The organism is Phenylobacterium sp. (assembly GCF_044371015.1).
Classification (GTDB): Bacteria; Pseudomonadota; Alphaproteobacteria; order Caulobacterales; family Caulobacteraceae; genus Phenylobacterium.
On the sequence record NZ_JBILUK010000251.1, the window covers coordinates 1 to 4470 of the forward strand.

The following is a 4470-nucleotide window of genomic DNA, read 5'->3' on the forward strand; positions in this document are numbered from 1 at the left end:
CAGATCGTGGCTATGGACGGCGGCCACGCCGAGTGGCCCGACTTCGAGGCTTGGCGTGAGGCCCAGTCCGCAACCGACCCGATGCTGCCTTCAAGCGACGACGACGACATCCTTCAGGTCTACACGTCGGGTACGACCGGCCTGCCCAAGGGCGTGCGACTGAACAACGCCAACTACCTTTCGCTGTTTCGGAACCACGCCACCGACGTCGAGCCCTATGGCGACCGCGACGTGATCCTGATCGCCATGCCCTTCTTCCATGTGGCCGGGATCAACATGGGTATGGGCACGTTGGCCAACGGAGCGTGCGGCGTGATCCTGCCCGAGGTCGATCCCAAAGAGATTCTGCGCCTGATACCGGCCAAGGGAATCACCCAGGCCACCCTGGTGCCGGCCGTGATCCTGGCGGTGACTCAGCAGCCCGAGGCGCGCGAGACCGACTTCTCCACGCTCAAGCGGATCACCTACGGCGGCTCGCCGATTCCCGAGGCGGTGCTGCGCGACGCGACGGCTCTGATGGGCTGCGGCTTCATGCAGGCCTATGGCCTTACGGAAACAACCGGCGGTCCGATCACCTATCTCCCACCGGCCGACCACGATCCGGCGCGGGGCAAGTTACGGTCATGTGGCCGCGCTGCGCCCGGTCGCGAGATCAAGGTGGTGGATGCTCAGGGACGCACCCTGCCGCCGGGACAGGTCGGCGAGATCCTGATGCGGGCGCCCTGTGTCATGAAAGGCTATTGGAAACGGGACGAGGGCAACGCCGAGGCCTTCGACGCAGAGGGCTTCTTCCGCTCGGGTGACGCGGGCTACTTCGACGACGAAGGATACCTCTACATCCATGATCGGATGAAGGAGATGATCGTCTCCGGGGGCGAGAACATCTATCCGGCCGAGGTGGAGAACGCGATCGCGGGCCATCCGGCAGTGCAGGACGTGGCCGTCATCGGCGTTCCGGACGACCGGTGGGGCGAGGCTGTCAAAGCGGTGATCGCCTGCATGCCGGGCGCGGACGTCACGGCCTCTGAGATCATCGCCTACGCCCGGGAACGGATCGCCGGATACAAGCTGCCAAAGTCGGTGGACTTTGTCGCTGAGATCCCGCGCAACCCGAGTGGCAAGATCCTGCGCCGCGACCTCCGCCAGCCCTATTGGGAAGGCCGCGACCGCCAGGTCAATTAGCCGAACAGGGCTTCGCATCCGGTGCCGGCCAGGGCCGCGTCAGCCTGGCTGCGTGCGGCGTCATCTAGGGCCGCATACTCCTGGCGAAGCCACAGCAGGCACTTGGCCTGATAGGGGAACGGCTGCTGCACCCAGGATTGGCCGTCGATCACGGTCTCGACCTGGTCGGCGCCGGCCTGCACAGCCCGGGCGTTCGCCAGCAGCAGCGGGACATAGACGCGACCGACTTCGGTCAGGAGAGCCTTAAGCGTGGCGGGCAGGGCGACCGGGTCGAACCAGTCGGCGTCAACAGGCTCCACGCCGGTCAGGTCCTCGACAGCGCCGGTCCAGGCGAGGACACGCGGCGCACGCACAGCGGTGATCGCCATAGGGGTCGGGTCAAAAAGCGCGAGCTGCGTCAGCTGCCCGAACACGCCGAAGTCGCCGGCGCCAGGCCGCGCGCCCAACAGGAAGGCATGCTCGCGAAGGTGAGCCTCCATGGCGTCGAGGTATCGCATATAGCTGGCCTCGATTACGCTCCAGGTCGCCTCATTGGAGCCGACGTAGCGCAGACGCGGGATCTGACGCTCTGCAATCGTCGTCCCTGCCGCCTTAAGCGCCGCGTCGGGCATCCGGCCTTGGGTCCAGGCCGGAAGGATGGCCGAGGCGCGTGCGATATCGTCAGCAAAATGCCAGCGGTAGTGGAACATGGCCTTGGTCAGCCACTCGTCGCCGTAGTCCTCCAGGATCGCATCAACTAGCGCCAACGCGGTGTTCCCCGGCCGCACCGAGCGGTCCGGAAACATGCCTTCCAACCTGCGAATGATCGGCGTTGAGTCCGTGACCGCCTGCAGTTGGCCGGTGGCGTCCGGAAAATAGAACGTCGGCAGAAGGCCGACCTTGGCCTTTGGGAGGCCCGGAAGGTCACGCGATCCAAGGATCAACTTGTAGGGGATGCGCCGATAGCGCAGCAGGGCGAGCATCTTGCGGGTGTAGGGCGAGCCCGGCACGCCGCTGAGTGTGACCATTGGCTCTGAAACGGTCATGCCAAATTCCCTCATCGCTCAACCTATCGACCAAAGACGCCGTTCCGATTCACAAGCACGCATGCCCCCCCAGTGACAATCAGAATTGCTGTTCACATTATACTGCGGCCCAAACCGGGCTATCGTGACTGCCAAATGGCGTCGTCGCTGACGACACGTCTGCCTTGGTCTCTAAGGAGACGCCGAACCGGCGGTCACTGCGGCGAAAGGCGCCCTGGGGCTGGATTTTCGCGGTCCCGTGGCGCCATAAGGTGACTTCGGAACGATGAGTATGAGATGGGTGTGGCCAAAGCGCCGGTGTTGATCCTACCGGAGGTCGAGCCGGAGACGGGTTGGACGCTCCCGGCCTATCAGGAGCGGAGCCGCCAACAGCGCGACCGCTTGATGAGGGCGGGCGAGCGCGTCTTCGCCGAGTCGGGCTTTTGGCAGGCGCACGTCGCCGACATCGCCAAGCGGGCCGGTTGTTCCGTGGGCAGCTTCTACCGGCGCTTCCAGGACAAGGAGGCGTTCTTCTTCGCCCTGCAATCCGACATGGCGGCGCATGCGGAAGCCAATATCGTCAAGTTCTTCACCGACCCGGCTTGCCAGACCGAACCCTTGATGGACGTGTTTCGTCGGCTCGCGCGGAACTCGGCGCGGACCATGAAAGGGATCGAGGGCTACTACCGCGCCCTGTTCGAACTCAGCCTCCGGGGCCGCGATGTCTGGCCGCTGATGCGGCGGATTGAGATCATTGAGGCCGCACAGGTGGTCGATTTGCTAAGGGCCCGGGGAATAGCCATGGACCCCGGCAAGCGAGACGCCGCCCATCTGGCTATTCGCATGATGCATGGCCAGATCGTCTCCAACATACTGCACGGCCCGGGCCCGTATTCGGTTGATGACCCGCGTCTGCACGAGGAGCTCGCCCTGATGCTCCTGCGATACCTAGGCCTCGAGGACGCCCCGCAGGTGTGAAGCCTCCGCGAAGGCCATCGACAGGCAACGCATCTCCAAACCAAATCTGGAGAAAGCGAATTGGGCGCGAGCCGTTGGCTACGACACACCATGGCCGTGAGCGACCTCGACACTGACGCCGTCGACCACAAAGGCGAACACGCGGGTATCAGGCGCGAAGGTCCGCCGGTTGGGGCGGGGGTTCTGCAGTTGCAGGGATTATCGGGGACTGAATGGCGGTGCTGTCAGTCCAACGACAACTCGTCTCCAGTTTGGCGCAATCTCCCCAATCCCAGCCTGGCCTCAGCCCATGACCGTGCGCCACTCGGCCAGGGCGGCTGAACGTCGTTCGCGGTAGAGGTCTCGGCTGATGAGGTGGCGTTCCTGATTGAAGTGGTTGTGGACGGTGCCGTGTAGGGCGGCGAACGTCTGGAGTGTCTTCATCCTCTGAAATCGCTCCATGGCGCGTTCTCGTCGTCGAAACGGTTGGTGCGAATTCTCAGCCCGGTTATTGAGCCACCGGCCCACTTCCTGACGGTCGTCGTTGCCGATCTCTTTCATTGCGGCGCTAAGCGATCGCAGGCCGTCCGTCACTACTGCCTGCGGCCGGCCGTTAGCGAACGTACATCATGACGACGAGGCGGATCACCTCCGGCGATGAATCGAACCAGCGGAACGGGTCAAGGGTCTTCCTCTGACAGGCCATTTCGCCCGCCAAGACCGTACTCCTTACGTGCCGGTGCATTTCGCCTGACAAAGCCCGCGTGGGCGTAGCGACCGCCGCGGCTTAATCATCGGGCGGTTGTGGGCCCTCCGCGGCTGGGTCCGGTCAACCTGACAACGCCAGCACCGTTACTTTGCCAGCGGCCATCAGCCCGGCACCGCGACAAACTTGCGAGTCGGGGGATGGCTGGTCATGTCGTGGTCGTGGCCGGTCAGCCGATCCACCAGCAGGCGGAGCTTGTCTAGGTGATCTTCAAGCAGCCCGCGCGGGGTCGTATTGTGCTCGTTGCAAAGGAACGCCGCTGCTGCCACCGCGACGCCGTGCTGAGCGCCATTGCCCATGAGCTTGACCGAGGAACCCGCGATGTGGGTGACGCTGATGTGCTTCCCCGCCATCAGCAGGTTGTCGATGTTCGCCGAGTAGAGGCAACGGAACGGAACCCCATAGGACTGCTGGTCTCGCATATCAAAGATCCAGTCCTTGAGGCGGAAATCGTACTTCCCCTCACCAGGGGACCAGGCGCAGTGGATGCAGAACGAGCCGTCGTTGGCGATCAGCATGTCGTTGAAGCGGGTGTGGTTGCGGATGTCATTCTCGGTCAGG

Annotated in this window: 4 protein-coding genes and 1 pseudogene; 2 read left to right on the top strand and 3 right to left on the bottom strand. The window is 63.9% G+C overall.

What is annotated here, in order from left to right; translation table 11 throughout:
* On the top strand, nucleotides 1-1182 hold a 1182-nt coding region (locus ACIQ3R_RS15630; protein ID WP_397419782.1), incomplete at its 5' end, for an AMP-binding protein.
* Here the strand turns inward: ACIQ3R_RS15630 and ACIQ3R_RS15635 are convergent.
* Nucleotides 1179-2207, bottom strand: coding sequence for a glutathione S-transferase N-terminal domain-containing protein (locus ACIQ3R_RS15635; protein ID WP_397419783.1), 1029 nt, complete (start codon nucleotides 2205-2207; stop codon nucleotides 1179-1181). The genes ACIQ3R_RS15630 and ACIQ3R_RS15635 overlap by 4 nt on opposite strands.
* 276 nt (nucleotides 2208-2483) lie before the next feature.
* Between ACIQ3R_RS15635 and ACIQ3R_RS15640 the strand changes: the two genes are divergently transcribed.
* Nucleotides 2484-3164, top strand: a complete 681-nt coding sequence (locus ACIQ3R_RS15640) for a TetR/AcrR family transcriptional regulator (RefSeq protein ID WP_397419784.1) — start codon at nucleotides 2484-2486, stop codon at nucleotides 3162-3164.
* A 282-nt stretch (nucleotides 3165-3446) separates the two neighbouring features.
* Here the strand turns inward: ACIQ3R_RS15640 and ACIQ3R_RS15645 are convergent.
* A pseudogene (locus ACIQ3R_RS15645) lies at nucleotides 3447-3743 on the bottom strand (DDE-type integrase/transposase/recombinase); the annotation flags it as partial.
* Nucleotides 3744-4013: 270 nt separating this feature from the next.
* Nucleotides 4014-4470 (bottom strand): FAD-dependent oxidoreductase (locus ACIQ3R_RS15650; protein ID WP_397419785.1); only part of this gene is annotated, 457 nt, incomplete at its 5' end.